General features: G+C 67.8%; 8 protein-coding genes. 7 read left to right on the forward strand and 1 reads right to left on the reverse strand.

Going from position 1 to position 18,754, the window contains the following annotated elements; genetic code table 11:
• The first annotated feature begins 6 nt into the window (after positions 1-6).
• From meaB to ACWW1C_RS13300, 6 genes are all read left to right on the forward strand, one after another.
• Positions 7-981, forward strand: coding sequence for a methylmalonyl Co-A mutase-associated GTPase MeaB (gene meaB / locus ACWW1C_RS13275; RefSeq protein WP_455983849.1), 975 nt, complete (start codon positions 7-9; stop codon positions 979-981).
• A 359-nt stretch (positions 982-1,340) separates the two neighbouring features.
• Complete coding sequence (gene lipL, locus ACWW1C_RS13280) at positions 1,341-2,633, forward strand: esterase/beta-lactamase LipL (RefSeq protein ID WP_455983850.1); 1,293 nt, start codon at positions 1,341-1,343, stop codon at positions 2,631-2,633.
• 662 nt (positions 2,634-3,295) lie between these two features.
• Positions 3,296-9,541 (forward strand): sulfolipid-1 biosynthesis phthioceranic/hydroxyphthioceranic acid synthase, encoded by a 6,246-nt coding sequence (gene pks2 / locus ACWW1C_RS13285; protein WP_455984270.1) that lies wholly within the window; start codon positions 3,296-3,298, stop codon positions 9,539-9,541.
• A 63-nt stretch (positions 9,542-9,604) separates the two neighbouring features.
• Positions 9,605-11,074 (forward strand): condensation domain-containing protein, encoded by a 1,470-nt coding sequence (locus ACWW1C_RS13290; RefSeq protein ID WP_455983851.1) that lies wholly within the window; start codon positions 9,605-9,607, stop codon positions 11,072-11,074.
• A gap of 3 nt (positions 11,075-11,077) precedes the next feature.
• Positions 11,078-12,487 (forward strand): hypothetical protein, encoded by a 1,410-nt coding sequence (locus ACWW1C_RS13295; protein WP_455983852.1) that lies wholly within the window; start codon positions 11,078-11,080, stop codon positions 12,485-12,487.
• Positions 12,488-12,543: 56 nt separating this feature from the next.
• The gene (locus ACWW1C_RS13300) at positions 12,544-13,956 is read left to right on the forward strand and encodes a hypothetical protein (RefSeq protein ID WP_455983853.1); all 1,413 of its coding nucleotides are present in this window, start codon (positions 12,544-12,546) and stop codon (positions 13,954-13,956) included.
• A 21-nt stretch (positions 13,957-13,977) separates the two neighbouring features.
• Here ACWW1C_RS13300 and ACWW1C_RS13305 read toward each other — a convergent pair whose 3' ends face one another.
• Positions 13,978-15,216, reverse strand: a complete 1,239-nt coding sequence (locus tag ACWW1C_RS13305) for a glycosyltransferase (RefSeq protein WP_455983854.1) — start codon at positions 15,214-15,216, stop codon at positions 13,978-13,980.
• A gap of 219 nt (positions 15,217-15,435) precedes the next feature.
• On the opposite strand from ACWW1C_RS13305, the gene ACWW1C_RS13310 reads away from it, so the two are divergent.
• Entirely contained in the window at positions 15,436-18,633 is a 3,198-nt protein-coding gene (locus ACWW1C_RS13310) for an MMPL/RND family transporter (RefSeq protein ID WP_455983855.1), read from the forward strand.
• Positions 18,634-18,754 lie beyond the last annotated feature (121 nt).

An 18,754-nucleotide genomic window follows, 5' to 3' on the forward strand; every position in this document is an offset into this window, starting at 1 on the left:
GCGGACTTGATTACGCCGGTTCCCGAGCTCGCAGCCAAGATCCGGGCCGGCGATCGCGCGGCGCTGTCGCGGGCCATCACATTGGTCGAGTCCACCCGGTCCGATCATCGCGATGCCGCGCAGCAGTTGCTGCTCGAACTCACTCCTGAAGCGGGCAGCGCGCTGCACGTCGGCATCACCGGGGTGCCCGGGGTGGGGAAGTCGACCACCATCGAAGCCCTCGGCATGCACCTGATCGAGCGGGGACACCGCGTCGCGGTGCTGGCCGTCGACCCGTCGTCGACCCGAACCGGCGGTTCGATCCTCGGCGACAAGACGCGCATGGCGCAGCTGGCGGTGCAGCCGGAGGCGTACATCCGACCGTCGCCGACGTCGGGCACGCTCGGTGGGGTGGCCAAGGCCACCCGCGAGACCATCGTGCTGCTGGAAGCGGCCGGCTATGACGTGGTGCTGGTCGAGACCGTCGGCGTCGGCCAGTCCGAGGTGACTGTCGCCAACATGGTGGACACGTTCGTCTTCCTGACCCTGGCCCGCACGGGCGACCAATTGCAGGGGATCAAGAAGGGCGTCCTGGAGCTTGCCGACGTCATCGTGGTCAACAAGGCCGACGGTGAGCACGCCATCGAGGCCAAGGCTGCGGCGCGCGAACTCGCCGGCGCGATCCGGCTGATCTACCCCCGCGACACCTTGTGGCGGCCACCCGTACTGACCATGAGCGCGCTGACCGGCGACGGTCTGGCCGCGATGTGGGACACCGTCCTCAAGCATCGTGAAACCCTCAGTGCGGCAGGCGAATTCGAAGCACGGCGGCGCGCCCAGCAGGTCGACTGGACCTGGACCATGGTGCGCGACACCGTGCTGGACCGGGTGTTGTCGAACGCGGCCGTCAAGGCGCATCGCGACGAGGTGGAACGTCAGGTGCGCGAGGGCGAGCTGACGCCCGCGCTGGCGGCACAGCGCATCATCGACCTCGCGAACTGACGGCCCGGGTTTCGGTCCGGGATTGCCGGTGGATTTTGCCGGCGCAATAACGAGACCGGACCCGGCGGGTATTCGGGCTGGGCTCTGGCGAAACCAAATTAGGGAGGGGTCGGCGGCCGGCCCGACGTACGAAGGAAAATGCTCCCGCCCGTGGGTGGCTAGCTGAGCATTTCGCCGGTTATATGTTCTGACATGCGAAATCGGTTGTAGACGGTGGACATCGCAACGTGTTACGTCGGCGTAAGTGCGATCTTGAAATGGGTTTACCGTTGCTTCGCAACCTGTGTATCCAGACTATTTAGCTAACAGATTGATAACGTCGGAGATGATCCGCGGCAGGCGCAGGTCATCATTTGGTAATGACCAACGCAATTCGCCGGGAGCGCAACGTCGCGCCTCTCCGGTCCGCCGGCGGGCCTCTCCCGCAGGGCGTTCACGGTGCCGCTGACCCGAACTTCGCGAGTGTGGTGCGGGCCTTCTCCGCCATGTTCCCCAGCCGCTATCTCGGCGGCGGCGCCTTGTCGGTGTACCTCGACGGCGTTCCGGTCGTCGATGTGTGGACGGGGTGGGCCGACCGTTGGGGCAGGCGGCGGTGGGACGCGGACACCGGCGCCATGGTGTTCTCGGCGACCAAGGGGCTGGCTTCGACCGTCATCCACCGACTGGCCGATCGGGGACTGATCGCCTACGACGCGCCCGTCGCCGACTACTGGCCCGCCTTCGCGGCCAACGGCAAGGCCGGCGTGACGGTGCGGGAGCTGATGCGGCACCGCGCCGGGCTGTCGCAGCTGAACGGCGCCACGCGCGACGAGCTGATGGACCATCGACTCATGGAGCAGCGGTTGGCCGCGGCGCCCATGAGCTGGATGAAGGGTCGGCCGGCGTACCACGCCATCACCTATGGCTGGTTGTTGTCCGGCCTGGCCCGTGCGGTGACCGGGCAGAGCATGCGGGATCTGTTCCGCACCGAGCTGGCGGAGCCGCTCGGCATCGACGGTCTGCACCTCGGGCGTCCATCGGCCGATGCGCCCACGCAGCCCGCGCAGATCATCGGCCCGCAGTTCCGCATCCGCAACCCGCTGTTCGACGCCGTGGCGCCGCACGTGGCGAAGTTGCCGTTCTCGGGCGGCTTCGGCTCGATGTACTTCACCGGCATGCGCTCCATGGCGCAGGGGGACACGCCGTTGCTGGACTCCGAGATGCCGGGCGCCAATGGGGTGGCCACGGCCCGATCGCTGGGCCGCCTCTACGGCGCCATCGCCAACGGTGGCCAGATCGACGGTATGCGCTTCCTGTCCGCGGGCACCGTGGCGCAGCTGCGGGGCACCGGCAGCGTATTTCCCGACCTGGGTCTCGGTCTGCCGATGGATTTCAATCTGGGGTATCACGGCGTGCCGTTCCCGGGCATCATGCCGGGCTTCGGGCACGTCGGTCTCGGTGGGTCGCTCGGGTGGGCCGACCCCGATCGGGGCCTGGCTTTCGGGTTCGTGCACAACCGCCTGTTGACGCCACTGATGGTTGCCGATCAGGCCGGTTTCGTGGCACTCGCGGCAATGGTGCGACACGGGGTCGCGCAGGCCCGCAGCAACGGTTTCTGCCGGGTGACGGAGTTCGGCTCTCCCTACGCCGATCCGGCGCCTGTTGCGGGCTGACAGAGTTTGCGCGCGCGAGATATGCGGCCGCATCGGAAACGGTGCGGACCGCCCTCAGCACCGGACTTTCGAATACGCGCAGATGTCTGGCGTGTTGATTTTTTGCCCGTATCGAGCGGAGTTCGTCACAGTAGGTATTTCATACCATGCGTATCGACCATTGCCGGAAATACGGCTTTATGGCCACAGCCAGTGGATATCGGATTTTTGAAATGTTGCTCTGTTTCTAATTTCGATATTTGCGCAAACATTTGCCCTGTCGCACCCCTCGTCTGCGCGCGGTGCTGGGGTGAACGATGTTCGCTACGGACCGCTATGCTTCCGCCCCGTGGCTGGTTCGAAAAGGCTCCGAACCAAACCCCTGCGCAACGGCGCGCCGGGCGGGTTGGGCCTTCCGCAGCGAGTGTGCTGCGGATATCCGGTGCTGACGGTCATCTGATAGCGATTCGGCCGAAACGGGTAGCCCCGAATCGTCGGATCAGTTAATTTGACCCGGTAGGATTTCGAGCCAGTTTGTTTAAAGCGGCAAAGACGATTTCGCAGAGATTTTGAGCGCGGTCTGCAAAGCCACCCGGCACAGCGTGTCGGGGTTCGGCCGGACTGCACGGAGAGGCGGTAGCTAAGTGGGTGGGTCACCGACGACACCCGTCGCGATCATCGGCATGGCATGCCGGCTTCCTGGCGGCATCAGTTCGCCGGACGAGCTGTGGGAAGCCCTGCTGCGCGGTGACGACCTGGTTACCAAAGTTCCGCTGGAACGGTGGGACGCCGAGGAGTACTACGACCCGGAGCCCGGTGTGCCCGGGCGGTCGGTATCCAAGTGGGGCGGCTTCCTCGATGACGTGGCCGGCTTCGACGCCGACTTCTTCAACATCAGTGACCGCGAAGCCACCGCGATCGATCCGCAGCACCGCCTGATCCTCGAAACCTCTTGGGAGGCCGTGGAGCACGCGGGCATCGATCCGGCCGCCCTGGCCGGCTCGCTCACCGGGGTGTTCGTGGGTATGACCCACGGCGACTACCAGCTGCTGGCCGCCGACGCCCACGCCATCGAGGGCCCGTACGGCTTCACCGGAAACAACTTCAGCCTCGCCTCGGGCCGCGTCTCGTACCACCTGGGTGCGCACGGCCCGTCGTACACGGTCGACTCGGCCTGCTCGTCGAGCCTGCTCGCCATCCACAACGCGTGCCGCAGCCTGCACGACGGGGAGAGCGACGCCGCCCTCGCCGGTGGCGTGTCGATCATGCTGGAGCCGCGCAAGATGTCCTCGGGTTCGGCCCAGGGCATGCTGTCGCCGACCGGCCACTGCCACGCGTTCGACGTCGCCGCCGACGGCTTCGTGTCCGCCGAGGCGTCGGTCATGTTCATGATGAAGCGCCTGGACGACGCGCAGCGCGACGGCGACCGCATCCTCGCGGTCATCCGCGGTACCGCGAGCAACCAGGACGGCCACACGGTCAACATCGCGACCCCGGGGGCCGACGCCCAGGTCGCCGTCTACCGCCGCGCCCTGGACCTGGCCGCCATCGATCCCGCAACCGTGGGCTACGTCGAGGCGCACGGCACCGGCACGCCGGTCGGCGATCCGATCGAATACTCAAGTCTGGCAACGGTTTACGGCAACCAAGGGCCGGTCGTGCTCGGCTCGGTCAAGACCAACGTCGGGCACGCGCAGTCAGCGTCGGGCGCCGTCGGCCTGATGAAGACCGTGCTGGCCCTGCAGCACGGCGTCGTGCCGAAGAACCTCTACTTCAACGAGATGCCCGCCGAGATGGCGGCCATCACCACCGGGCTGTTCGTCCCGACGGACCTGGTGCCGTGGCCGGCGACCGCCGACCACCCGCGGCGCGCCGCGGTGTCCGCGTACGGGCTGTCCGGCACCAACGTCCACGCCGTCGTCGAGCAGGCGCCGGCGGAATCGTCGCCGCGCGTCGTCGAGTCCGAAGGCCGGGGGAGCCTGGCCGGTAATGGCAAACTCCTGTTCCCGGTGTCCTCGACCTCTGCCGAGGAACTGCGCCGCACCGCGGGCAAGCTCGCCGACTGGGCCGTCGCCCAGGGCGAGGCCCTCGACCTGGCCGACACCGCTTACACGCTGTCGCGTCGCCGCGCGCACCGCCCGGTCCGCGCCGCGGTCCTCGCCGAGGACGCCGCGAGCCTGATCCAGGCGCTGCGCGACGTCGCCGACAGCGAAACCCCGTACCAGGCTGCCGCGGGCAAGGGTGACCGTGGCCCGGTGTGGGTGTTCTCGGGCCAGGGTTCGCAGTGGGCGGCCATGGGCGCCGGCCTGCTGGCCGCCGAACCCGCGTTCGCGGCCGCCATCGCCGAGATCGAACCGCTCATCGAGGCGGAGTCGGGTTTCTCGATCACCGAGGCCATCACCGCCGCCGAGACCGTCACCGGCATCGACCGCATCCAGCCCGCCGTGTTCGCCATCCAGGTGGCGCTCGCCGCGACCCTGCGGTCGTACGGCGTGCAGCCCGGCGCGGTCATCGGACACTCGATGGGTGAGTCGGCCGCCGCCGTCGTCTCGGGCGCACTGTCGCTGGCCGACGGTGTCAAGGTCATCTGCCGCCGATCGAACCTGATGCTCAAGGTGTCCGGCTCGGGTGCCATGGCCTCGGTCGAGCTGCCCGCCCAGCAGGTGCTCTCCGAGCTCGGCGCCCGCGGCGTCAGCGACGTCGTGCTGGCGGTCGTCGCCTCGCCGCAGTCGACCGTCGTCGGCGGCGACAAGGACGCCATCCGCACTCTGGTCAAGGAATGGGACGAGCGTGGTGTCATGGCCCGCGAGGTGGCCGTCGACGTCGCGTCGCACACGCCGCAGGTCGACCCGATCCTGGACGAGCTGGCCGACGCCCTCGAGGACCTCGAGCCCGACGAGCCGACCGTGCCGTACTACTCGGCGACGCAGTACGACCCGCGCGACCCCGCGGACTACGACGCCGACTACTGGGTGGACAACCTGCGCCACACCGTGCGCTTCGGTGCCGCCGTGCAGGCCGCGCTCGACGACGGTTTCCGGGTGTTCATCGAGCTGGCCCCGCACCCGCTGCTGGTGCACGCGGTCAACCAAAACGCCGCGAGCCAGGACATCGGCATCGCCGCCCTGGCTGCGATGCGTCGTGAACAGGATGTGCCGAACGGTCTGCGTGAGGTCGTCGCCGACCTGCACACGGCCGGCGCCGCCATCGACTTCTCGGCGATGTACCCCGACGGCGTACTCGTCGACGTGCCGTTGCCGACGTGGACCCGCAGCCATCTGATCCTCACGCGGGATCCGCACGAGCAGGCCCCCGGCGGTGCCTCGCTGGCGGTGCACCCGCTGCTCGGCGCGCACGTCCGGCTCCCCGAGGAGCCCGAGCGGCACGTCTGGCAGTCCGATGTGGGCACGGGTCTGCAGCCCTGGCTGGGGGACCACCAGGTCCACAACGTCGCGGCACTGCCGGGCGCCGCGTACTGCGAGATGGCGCTCGGCGCGGCCCGCGAGGTGCTGGGCGAGGCTTCCGAGGTCCGCAACGTGTCCTTCGAGGCGATGCTCCTGCTCGAGGAGGAGACCGCCGTGTCGGCGGTGGCCACCGCGGTTCCGTCCGGTGACATCGACTTCCTTGTCGAGACCTACCAGGACGGCGAGCAGGTGCGCCGTGCCGCTGCGACGCTGCACGCCATCGACGACGATGCGGCCCGCCCGGCGTACAACCTGGCCAAGTTGGTCGCCGCACACACCGACGACGTCGACGGTGGCGACCTGCGCACCTGGTTCGCCGAGCGCGGCATCCAGTACGGCCCGGCCTTCTCCGGTCTGACGGCGGCCCACACGACCGCGGGCACCACGGTGCTCGCCGCGGTCGCGCTGCCCGGTGCCATCCGCTCGCAGCAGAGTGCCTACACCGTGCACCCGGCGTTGCTCGACGCCTGCTTCCAGGCCGTGGCCGCGCATCCCGATCTGCACGGCGACACCACCGGCGCGCTGATGCTGCCGCTGGGTGTGGGCAAGCTGCGGGCCTACGAGTCGACCCGCAACGCGCACTACTGCTACGTCAAGCTGGTCAGCCTCTCGCCGACTGCGGTCGAAGCCGATATCGACGTGCTCGACGAGCACGGCGCGGTGCTGCTCGCCGTGAGCGGGCTGCGTCTCGGCACCGGGGTGTCCGAGGAGGGCCAGCGGGAGCGGTTGCTCAACGAGCGCCTGCTGAACATCGAATGGCGTAGCCAGGACGCGCCCGTCGCCAATGTGGTGGATCCGGGCCGCTGGCTGCTGATCTCGGCCGCGGCGGACGCCGACGGACTGACCGAGAAGCTGTCCGAGGTCCTGCAGTCCGACGAGGCCGACGTCTCCACCATGGCGTGGCCGGCCGACGCCGACCATGCGTCGAACCTCGAGGCGCTGCAGGCCACGCTGACGGCCAAGCCGTTCAAGGGCGTCGTCGTTGTCACGGGTGCGTCGGAGGGGCCGGCGGCTTCTGCCTCGGCGGCGACCGCGCAGCGCGGCGTGACACAGGTCGAGCAGCTGGTCCACATCGTGCGGGGCCTGCCGGACGTGCCGGGTCAGCCCGCGCGGCTGTACGTGCTCACCCGGGGTGCCCGCACCGTGCTGTCCGCTGATGTGGCCAACCTGGAACAGGGCGGCATCCGCGGCTTCATGCGGGCCATCGGCATGGAGTACCCGGCGATGCGGCCGACGCAGATCGATCTCGACGTGCAGGCCGACGTGGCACACGTCGCCGCGGAACTGCTGTCCGGCTCCGAAGAGGACGAGACGGCGTGGCGGTCGGGCGAGTGGTTCAACGCGCGCCTGAACCTGAGCCAGCTGCAGCCCGAGGAACGTCGCACCACCGTCGTGCGGCCCGAGACCGACGGCGTCCAGCTGCAGATCAGGACCCCCGGTGACCTGTCATCGGCGGAACTGGCCGCATACGAGCGCGTCGCTCCGGGACCCGGCCAGATCGAGGTGTCGGTCGCGGCGTCGAACCTCAATTTCGCCGACGTGCTGGTCGCGTACGGCCGCTACCCGAGCTTCGAGGGCCGGCTGCCACAGCCGGGCGCGGACTTCGCCGGTGTGGTCACCGCCGTCGGCCCGGGTGTCGGCGATCATCAGATCGGCGACCGGGTGGCGGGCATCTCGTTGACCGGTGCCTGGAAGACGTTCGTCACCTGCGATGCCAACCTGGCCGTGAAGATTCCGGACGACCTGCCCGAGGGCAGCGCGGCGGCCGTGCCCAGCGCGCACGCCACCGCCTGGTACGGACTGCACAACCTGGCCCGCATCCAGGCCGGCGACAAGGTGCTGATCCACTCCGCCACCGGTGGTGTGGGACAGGCCGCCATCGCCATCGCGCGGGCCGCGGGCGCCGAGATCTACGCCACCGCCGGTAGTGACGATCGTCGAAACCTGTTGCGCAGCTGGGGAATCCAGCACGTCTACGATTCCCGCAGCACGGCTTTCGCCGAGGAGATCCGCCGCGACACCGACGGCTACGGCGTCGACGTCGTGCTGAACTCGCTGCCCGGCGCGGCACAGAAGGCCGGTGTCGACCTGCTGACGTTCGGCGGCCGGTTCGTCGAGATCGGCAAGCGCGACATCTACGGCGACACCCGGATGGGCCTGTTCCCGTTCCGCCGCAACCTGTCGTTCTACGCGCTGGATCTGGCGTTGCTGACGTTGACCAACCCCGACGTCACGCGCGGCATGCTGGAGACGATCTTCGGGCAGATCGCCGACGGCGTGCTGCCGGTGCCGGACACCACGCACTACCCGCTGAGCGACGCCGCCACCGCCATCCGCGTGATGGGTGCGGCCGGCCACACCGGCAAGCTCGTGCTCGACATCCCGCACACCGGGGAGTTCCAGGCGGTGCTGTCGCCGGAACACGCGCCGGTGTACCGGGCCGACGGCTCCTACATCGTCACCGGTGGCCTGAGCGGCCTCGGCCTGTTCCTGGCCGAGAAACTGGCCGCCGGTGGTTGCGGACGCATCGTGCTCAACGCGCGTTCGGAGCCGAGTGCCGCGACGGCGAAGGCCATCGAGGCCGTCCGGAGCAAGGGTGCCGAGGTCGAGGTGGTGCTCGGTGACATTGCTGCCGCCGACACCGCCGCGCGCCTCGTCGCCGCTGCGGAGTCGACCGGCAAACCGCTGCGCGGCGTGCTGCACGGCGCCGCGGTGGTCGAGGACGCGACGTTGCCGAACATCACCGACGAGCTGATCGAGCGCGACTGGGCGCCGAAGGTGTACGGCGCTTGGTACCTGCACGAGGCGACGGCCGGGTCCGAGCTGGACTGGTTCTGCTCGTTCTCGTCGGCCGCCGCCATGGTGGGCTCACCCGGACAGGGCGCCTACGCCGCGGCGAACAGCTGGCTGGACGCGTTCACCCAGTGGCGCCGCGCGCAGGGCCTGCCGGCGACGGCCATTGCCTGGGGTGCCTGGGCCAAGATCGGCGCCGGGCAGGGCATGGCGGCCGACGAGACGATGGCGATCGATCCGGAGGACGGCGCGTACGCGTTCGACGCGATCATCCGTCACGACCGCGCCTACGCCGGCTACGCGCCGGTGGCCGGGGCGGACTGGCTGGTCGCTTTCGCCCAGACCAGCAAGTTTGCGGAGTCGTTTGCCAACATCGGGCGCGGCGGTGCGGGTACCAGCGAATTCCTCGCGGAGTTCCACGCCCTGTCGGAGGAGGAGCGGCCGGCTCGGCTGAGGCGCCTGATCACCGACGCTATGTCTATGATACTTAGGCGATCTGTCGATCCCGACCGTCCGTTGGCCGAGTACGGCCTCGATTCGCTCGGGGCGCTGGAACTGCGGACACGTATCGAGGCCGAGACGGGAGTCCGGATCGGTTCCTCGGACATCACGAATGTTCGCGCATTGGCAGAACGCCTGGGGGAGGCGATTTCGACGGCGATTTCGACATGACGGGTCAGGGTAGGGCGTCACAGAAGCCGCGCGCTGAATTCACCGAAGCACAGGAGAGTGAACATGGTTGCGATTAGGACCATCCATGACTGGATGGGTTCCTCGGGTGTTCTGACTTCCTGGAACCCTTCAGCTGCGTCGCTCACCAAGCTGCGCAACGCGCCGGTCAGCCCGGTGCCGGTGAGCTACCAGCAGAGCCAGCACATCCGCGCCTTCCGTTCGCACGAGCGCAACGGCACGGACATGGCCCGGTTGAACATCGCGGCGTGGGACATGCCGGGTAAGTGCGACGTCCGGGCGATGACACACGTCATCAACGCGTACGTCCGCCGGCACGACACGTTCCACAGCTGGTTCGAGCTGTCGGAGGACGACGTGGTCGTCCGCCGGACGGCGAAGAGCCCGCGCGACATCAAGCTGGTGGCCACCGAGCACGGCGAGATGAACGCCCAGCAGTGGCGCGACCACGTGCTCGCGACGCCCGATCCGCTGCAGTGGGACTGCTTCCACTTCGGCATCATCCAGCGCGACGACCACTTCACCTTCTACTTCAGCATCGACCACGTGCACACCGATGCGCTGCTGATGGGACTGGTGCTGGTCGAGATCCACCTCATGTACGCGGCCCTGGTCAGCGGTGCCCCGCCGATCCCGCTCGCCGACGCCGGCAGCTACGACGACTACTGCGTCAAGCAGGCCGAGTTCACCGGGGCGCTGACGCTGGAGTCGCCGGAGGTCAAGGACTGGATCAAGTTCGCCGAGGCCAACGACGGCACCCTGCCGTGCTTCCCGCTGCCGCTCGGCGACCCGTCGGTGCCGTGCGGCGGTGAGATGCTCACCGTCCGCCTGATGGACAAGCACCAGTCGGAGCGGTTCGAGTCGGTTTGCCTGTCCGCGGGCGCCCGCGTGATCGGTGGCGTCATCGCGTGCGCGGCGCTCGCCGAGCACGAGCTGACGGGCCGGCCGATCTACAACGTCATCACCCCGACCACGACGCGCCGCACTCCGGCCGAGTTCATGACGACGGGCTGGTTCACCGGCGTCGTGCCGATCAGTGTCCCGGTGGTGCCGGAGTCGTTCGGCGACACCGCCCGCGCCATGCAGAAGGCGTTCGACGCCGGCATGGATCTCGCGCATGTCCCGTTCGAGCGGGTGCTGGAACTGGCCGAGGGCAAGGTGGCCTCGATCCGCAAGGCGGACCCGGGCGTGCCGATGGTGTCGTATCTCGATACGAACCTGCCGCCGCTGTCGCCGGCGATCATGAACGAGTGGGAACGCTTGAACGGCCGCGTCTACAGCGATGCCCGCTCGGCGTACCAGATCGGCATCTGGGTGAACCGTTCCGAGAAGGAAACCTCGGTCACGATCGCCTACCCGGACAACCCGATCGCCCGCGAATCGGTGGACAAGTACCTGCACGCGATGCGTGCCGTGTATCTGCGCGTCGCCGACGGCGGTTCTGGTGCGGGGCGCTCAGACGCCTTGCGCCACAACGGATGCCGCAGCGAACTGATTCGAGCTGTGAAGGGCTGAGTTGTGACGACCTCCACGCGTCCGTCGCGTGTGCCTTTGTTGCGCCGCTGGCTGGCTGCGGGCAGCGACGACGAAGGCCGTGTGCTCGACTATGTCGATCAGGCGATGTTCCTGGGCCTGCGGGCCACCGGTCAGGCCGCGGTCATGCAGTTCGGCTGGGTTTACGAGCACCCGGTGGACATGGACGGACTGCGCCGCTTCCACTACAACTTCGGTCACGGTCTCGGCGGACGCCAGATCGAGCCGTCGGTCCTGCCGTGGGGCCGGCACCGCTGGGTGTCGGCACTCGGGCCGCCGGCGCCGATCCGGATGTATGAGACCGTGCGTCCCCGTTCGGAACTGGGCGACTTCCTGGACGAGCACGCCCAGATCCCGGTCGACCCCGAGTTCGGTCCGACCTGGCACATGGGCGTGCAACCGCTCGACGACGGTGCCACCGTGGTCAGCTTGGTCGGTTCGCACTGCATCGCCGACGGCGGCGGCGCCATGTTGACGGTCTTCGAGTCGGTGACGGGCCAGCGGCGGGACCTCGGTCTGCCGCAGCCGCACTCCCGGTCTCGGTGGGGGGCCGTCGGTGCCGACCTGCGCCAGACCTTCCGTGACCTGCCGGAACTCGGCCGTTCGATCAAGTCGGCGGCGAAGCAGGCCTACCAGAAACGCAGCGAGCTGCGGCGCTCCGGAAAGTCGGCGGCGGCCCATCTGGATTCGGCCACCGCCAACGAAAACCTGGTGGTACCGGCGATCTTCGCGTTCATCGACGCTGCCGAATTCGATGCCCGGGCCAAAGCGCTCGGCGGAAACAGCTACGCGCTGATCGCCGGGTTCGCCGCCCGGTTGTCCGAGCGGATGGGCCGGTTCAGCGAGGCAGAAGGCGTGGTGCCGTTGGTCGTGCCGATCAACGACCGCACACTCGAGGACACCCGCGCCAACGCCGTGCTGATCGGTGATGCCCGGGTCAACCCGAAGGGCGTGGCCGAGGACCTGACGGAAACGCGGGCGATCATCAAGGAAGCGCTGCGCAAGATGCGCGAAGAGCCCGACGAGAAGTTGGAGCTCCTGCCGCTGACGCCGTTCATCCCCAAGCGAGCGGTCACGCAGGCCGCCGAGATCGCGGTCGGGTTCGGTGAACTTCCGGTGTTCTGCTCGAACCTCGGGGTGCTGCCGGATGATCTGGCACGTGTTGACGGAACGCCGGCCGAGTACGTGATGGCACGCGGTGTCGATGGCCAGGTTCCACGTGGGGTGCTGGAGCACCGCAACGGCATTCTGACCGTCATCTCCATGCAGATGATCGGGCGGGTTTCGATGGCGGTCATCGGCTACCAGCCGGGCGCCGAGAATACGAAGGCTACGCTCCGCGCGTACGTGGAAGAGACGCTGGCCGAGTTCGGCCTGTCCGCGGTCTACGAATAATCCGCGTAATCCCAAGTTCGACAACCGAATAACCGAAGCGAAGGGCCAGGTCCATTTTGTCCACTGATACCCGGTCGAAGAGAACCGGCCGCGGCCGGTTCGGCAAGCTGCCACAGGAGCTGGACCGTCCGCAGGACCGTCTGGACTACATGGACGAGGCGACCTTCCTGTCGTACCGGGCCAGTGGCCGGGTGCAGGTCATGCTGGCGCTGTGGTTCTACGAAGGGCCCGTCGACCTCGACGGCCTGCGCCGTTTCCACGAGAACTTCGGCCGGAGTCTGGCGGCGCGGCGCATCGAGCGCTCGCCACTGCCGTTCGGCCGGGCCCGCTGGGTGGCCGCACCGGCCGTCGAGCGCCCGCTCGATGTCGTCGAAACCGCCCGTCCGCGTTCGGAACTGACCGACTGGCTCGAGGAACGCTCGCAGATCCCGATCGATCCGGAGCACGGTCCCGGCTGGCACCTGGGTGTCCAGAAGTTCAGCGACGGTTCGACGGGCGTCGCGCTGGCGTTGTCGCACTGCCTGATCGACGGCACCGGGGCGGTCGCCGCGATCATGGAGTCGGTGCTCGGTCAGGCCCGCGATCTGGGCTACGCCCAGCCGGGGACCCGCACGCGCTGGCAGGGTCTGCGCGCGGATCTGCGCCAGGCCCGGCGCGATTGGCCCGAGGTGCGGCGCACCGTGGTGGCCGCCGCGAAGATGCTCCACCGCAGGCGCCACGAACTCTCCGATTCGGGTGCCACCCGGCCGTCGGTGACGGCCGCCAACCCCGAGGAATACGTCCTGCTGCCGTTCGCCGGCACCCACATCGATGTCGAGCAGTGGGATGCCAAGTGCGCGACTCTCGGCGGCAACACCTACTCGCTGGCCGCGGCGTTCGCCGCCCGCCTGGGGGTACGGATGGAGCGGCACCGCAAGCACGACAACAACATCGCCCTCATGGTCGCGGTCAACGACCGGACCTCCATGGAGGACACCCGCGCCAACGCCATGGCGTTCGCCAACCTCACCGTCGATCCGACGCACGTGGCCAAGGACCTGACCGATCTGCGTGGCGCGCTGCGTACGTCGCTCTCCACCGCCAAGGAGCAGCCGGACGAGTCGTTCGTCCTGCTGCCGCTGACACCGTTCATCCCGCTGCGCGCGGTCAACAAGACGGCTGATCTGGTGCTCGGTGACATGCCGGTGACGTGCTCGAACTTCGCCGAACTGCCGGACCTGATGTGCCGCCCCGACGGGGTCAACCAGGCGACGTTCCTGAACTGCTGGGGCGTCGAGCAGAAGGTCAAACGGGCCGACATCGAGCGGCCCGGCGGCCTCCTCGTGGTGGCGTCCGGCCGGTACAACGGCCGGGTCAACCTCGGCATCGTCGGCTACCAGGTGGGCACCGAGAACACCCGGGCCATGCTCCGCGAGCTCGTTCAGGAGACGCTCGAGGAATTCGACCTCACGCCGCTCGTCATCTACTGACGGGCGTTTCCGCCCAGGCTTCTAACGGGCCTGGGCGGCCTTCTCCAACAGGTCCGCGGTGCGTGCGACGCTGTCCGCGGGCTTCGTCATGCGCGCGGCCGCGGCCCGCACCCGTGCGGCGCACTCCGGCTGCAGCGCGGTGCGCAGCGCGGCCTTGAGCGATGCCGGTGTGGTCTTCGAAAAGCGGCGTGACGCCCCGAGCCCCAGCTTCTTGACCTGTCCGGCCCACACCGGCTGATCGGCACTGACCCACAGCACCACCGTGGGTACACCGGCGCGCAGCCCCGCCGCGGTGGTGCCGGCGCCGCCGTGGTGGACCAGGGCCCGGCACAGCGGGAACACTGCGGCGTGGTTGACCGCACCGACCAGCTTCACGTGGTCGCCCAGCGGGGTGTCCGGCAGGTCCCAGACGCCCGAGCTGATCAGCGCCCGCTCGCCGAGTTCGGCGCACACCGCGTCGATCATCGCGACGGCCTCGGCGGGGGAGTCCACCGGCATGCTGCCGAAGCCGAAATAGATGGGCGGCTTGCCGTTCGCGATCCACGCCATCACGTCGGCGTCGGTGGCGGTCTGCAGCTCCATCGACATGGACCCGACCAATGGCTTGGCGTCGCCGTATTCGGCCGCCAGCCCGGGGAACAGCACCTCGTCGTACGCCTGGATTTCCAGTGCGCCACGGTCCTCCATCCGGCGGACCGCCCGTACGTCGGCAGATGGCAGCCCAAGGGCGCGTCGCTGGATGTCCTCGGCTTCCTTCAGCATGCGCCAGTGGAACCATTCGCCGACCGCGAAGCCGCGGCGGATGAGCGGCAGCGGCAGCGGTACCGGCAGCACCAGGCTGTTGGGGCGGAACGGGAAGTAGTGCAGCGCCGCCAACGGGATGTCGTAATACTCGGCGACGTTGGCCGCCACCTCTTGATAGGTGGTGCCGGCAAGGAGCAGATCCGCGCCGGCGGCGACCTCGGTCAGGGTGGCGCTCATCTCCTGCCAGCCCTGCGTCATGTAGTCCCTGAGTTCGCGGACCACGCTCACGGGGTTCTTGAGGCTCAGGTGGTCGCGAAAGATGTCCGCATCCAGTTGCTGCTGAGAATCGACGCCGTAGCTGGCGGGCTCCGGAAGACCGGCCGAAGCGACGAATGACACCAGATTCGGGGGCACGGCCATCCGCACTTCGTGGCCGCGGCGCAGCAATTCTCGGGCCACGGCGCCGCTGGGCTCAATGTCTCCACGCGTGCCGTGGATCGCGATAGCAAACTTCACAGGACGTCAAGCATATCGGTCTGCCGCTGATCTCCGCATTGCTGGGGCACCGATGGCAACGGGAAGGTGCGGCGCCCGGGGGTGCAGAGGGGGTTGGGTGACTTCATCACTGGCACACCCGATTACAGCATGGCGACAGATCTGCGGCTCTTTGACGGCACGGATATTGTGGTGCCGGTCGGTGCATCAGATCGGTTTGCGGCGTGTAGCCTGTCGGGGATGCTGAAACGTGCCAGGCCAAGCGGTGCTTTGGCACATGCGGGTTTCGCCGCACTCGGCAAGTTCGTGGTGCGGCGCCCCGTCATGGTTTTGGCGACCTGGGTCGGTGTGGCGGTCGTCCTGTTTCTCGCGCTTCCGACGTTGGTCGACGTTGCCAGCCGGCGCCCACCGCCCTTCCTGCCGGACGATGCGTCGACGCTGATCGCCAGCAACGCGATGAAGAACGCGTTCCGCGAAGCCGATGCCGGCAACATCGCGGTCGTCCTGCTGACCAACGACAAGGGCTTCAGCAAGGCCGACGAAGAGATCTACCGCCGCCTCGTCGACAAACTGAACGCCGACAAGACCAACGTCAAGTCCACGCAGGACTTCATCCACATTCCCGAGCTGCGCCAGGTGATGGCCAGCAAGGACGGGAAAGCGGTCCAGCTACCCGTCAGCCTTGTCGGCAGCATGGGCACCGGGCCGGGCCAGCTGGCGTACCGCAACGCCCAGAAGACCGTCCAAGAGGTGGTCAAGGGCAGCGATCTGACGTTGAACATCGTGGGCGCGTCGGCCACGTTCCAGGACATCAACGACATCGGCGCCCGCGATCAGCACATGATCGAAGCGGCCACCGGCATCCTGGTGTTCTCGATCCTGATGATCGTGTACCGCAGTCTGATCGCGATGCTGTTGCCTCTTGTCACCATCGGCGTCTCGCTGATCGTGGCGCAACAGCTCGTGGCCGGCCTGGGTTTGTTGGGGCTCGCGGTCGGGCCACAGACCCTGGTGCTGATGACCGGCATGATGCTGGGCGCGGGGACCGACTACGCCATATTTCTGTTCAGCCGATATCAGGAGTACATCCGGCAGGGCGTTGCCAGCGATCAAGCGCTGATTTCTGCGCTCACCTCGATCGGCGAAGTCATCGCCGGCTCGGCCGGCACTGTCGCCATCACGTTCCTGGCGCTGTCATTCGCCACCCTGGGCGTGTTTGCCACCATCGGGCCGGCGCTGTCGGTGACCGTGCTGGTGGGGTTCTTTGCGTCGGTGACGATGCTGCCCGCCCTGATCGTCCTGGTCGGACGACGCGGCTGGATCAAGCCGCGCAAGGACATGACGGGCCGGTTCTGGCGCCGTTCGGGCGTCAACATCGTGCGCCGCCCGGTGACGCACCTGGCAGGCAGCCTCGCGGTGCTGCTGGCGCTTGCGGGCTGCGCGACGATGGTTCGCTACAACTACGACAACCGCAAAGACCTCGACCCCGACGCGGCCAGCAACATCGCGTACGAAGCGCTGAACAAGCACTTCCCGGTCAGCACCACGATGCAGCAGTTCATCCTGATCCAGTCGCCGCGCGACCTTCGTGCCCCGAAGTCGCTCGCCGACATGGAACAGATGGCGCAACGCGTCGCCCAGCTGCCGCACATCGACGCGGTCCGCGGCATCACACGTCCCACCGGTGACGTCCTGGAACAGGCCAAGGCCACGTATCAGGCCGGTGAGGTCGGCAGCAAGCTCAAGGACGCCTCGAACCTCATCAACGGCAACGACGCCCTGCTGCAGAAGCTGGTCGATGGCGAGTACCAGCTCGCAGACGCGTTGAACCAGATCCGCACGCAGGTGCTCGGCTCCATCGGCCCGGTCCGGTCCATGCTCACCCAGATGTCCGCGCTGCAGAAGCAGTACGGCGGCTCCAAGACACTGGACGATCTGGACAAGTCGGCCAAGATGGTGTCGCAGATGACGTCGCTCGGCGACGCCGTGGGCGGGCAATTGGTTCGGGTCGGTGACGTCTACAAGTGGTCCGGAAAAGCGCTCGAGACGCTGAACGCGACGCCGTTCTGCAACTACTACCCGGCGTGCAACGACCTGAAGATCGGTCTGCAGAACGTCAACGAGGGCAACGATCCCGAGACTGTGCAGAAGGTCATCAACCTCGGCCACATGCTGCAGCAGTACAAGAGCGACCCCGGTATGGACGACAAGGTGCGCGGGATGGGCACCAACATCGAGGGCATCACCAGCCTGCTCAAGCAACTGCGCCTGTACGACACCGCGGACCTCGAGCGGCGCCTGCAGCAGGCGGTGGACGGCGTCAACCTGCTGGCCGATTCGAGCAAGCAGCTCGCCGACGGCGTGAAGCTGCTGGTCGACCAGGTCCGGGGGATGGGCGGCGGCCTGAACCAGGCATCGTCGTTCCTGCTCGGTATGCGGCGCGACGCCAACACCCCGCAGATGGCCGGTTTCTATGTGCCACCCGAGATTCTGACCCGGAACGAGTTCGAGAAGGCTGCGACGCTGTTCGTCTCCCCGGACGGCCACACGGTGCGCTACCTGGTGCAGACCGCGCTGAACCCGTTCGGCACGGAAGCCATGGACCAGACCAACGCGATCGTCAAGGCGGCCCAGACGGCGCTGCCCAACACGACGCTGTCCGATGCGAAGGTGTCGATGGTCGGTCTGTCCGCGGTGAACCGCGACATACGCGACTACTACAACAGCGACATCCAGTACATCGTCATCGTGACGCTGATCGTGGTGTTCCTCATCCTGGTGCAGCTGCTCAGGTCCGTCGTGGCGCCGCTGTACCTGGTGCTGTCGGTGGTGCTGTCGTACGGCTCGGCGCTGGGCATCGGGGTGGTGTTCTTCCAGTTCATCTTGGGCTACGACATCTCCTGGAGTGTGCCGGGTATCGCCTTCCTGGTGTTGGTGGCGGTCGGCGCCGACTACAACCTGCTGCTGATATCCCGAATACGTGACGAAGCGAAATGGGGCGTGCGCTCGGCGATCGTGAAGACGGTCGCCGCGACCGGCGGCGTCATCACCTCAGCCGGCCTGATCTTCGCGGCGTCGATGCTCGCAATGACGGTCAGCAGCATCCTGGGCGCAGTGCAGCTCGGTTTCATCATCGGTGTCGGCCTGCTGCTGGACACCTTCATCGTCCGCACGGTGACCGTGCCGGCGATGGCGGCACTGCTCGGTGACGCCAACTGGTGGCCGTCCAAGTCGCCGCGCCGCAAGCGGGAAGAGGCCGAGGAAGCCGAGGCGCTGGCCGCCACCGAACGGCTGCTGGCCGAGCGCAAGGCCCGTCGGGAGGCCGACGAGGTCGAGCCGTGCCCGGAGTGCGGTTACGCGGCGACCTGCGACGCGTGTCAGATGACGACGGCCTTCGAGGCCGCCGGAGCGGTGCAGCACCGCGGCTTCTTCGGCTGAGCCGATATCGAATTTCCGAGAAATTGAACTATCTCGTCAATAAACCTGGTTGAATTCCTGACGTCCGGTGGGGGATTTAGACGTCGATTGTGCGAAGGGCCCGACGCGCTCGCGCCGCGAC

It is taken from the genome of Mycobacterium sp. HM-7, assembly GCF_053852335.1.